Origin of the sequence: Pseudomonas sp. EL_65y_Pfl2_R96 (assembly GCF_963970905.1) — a bacterium.
GTDB lineage: Bacteria > Pseudomonadota > Gammaproteobacteria > Pseudomonadales > Pseudomonadaceae > Aquipseudomonas.
Genome location: NZ_CAXAQH010000469.1, coordinates 1 through 255, shown reverse-complemented (window position 1 = coordinate 255; position 255 = coordinate 1). Strand labels below are relative to the sequence as shown.

The window sequence follows — 255 nt, the reverse complement described above, 5'->3', positions numbered from 1 at the left end:
TCTCAACTTCTTCCTGGATGCGGACGATGCCACGCTCAACACGACCAGTCACAACAGTACCGCGACCCGAGATCGAGAATACGTCTTCGATTGGCATCAGGAACGGCTTGTCGATAGCACGCTCTGGTTCTGGGATGTAGCTGTCCAGAGTCTCAACCAACTTCTTGACGGCAGTGGTGCCCATCTCGTTGTCGTCTTGACCGTTCAGAGCCATCAGCGCCGAACCGATGATGATCGGAGTGTCGTCGCCCGGGA

The 255-nt window shown here is 56.1% G+C and carries 1 pseudogene; it reads right to left on the bottom strand.

Annotated features, from left to right (window positions below):
- A pseudogene (gene tuf, locus AACY49_RS31615) lies at window positions 1-255 on the bottom strand (elongation factor Tu); the annotation flags it as partial.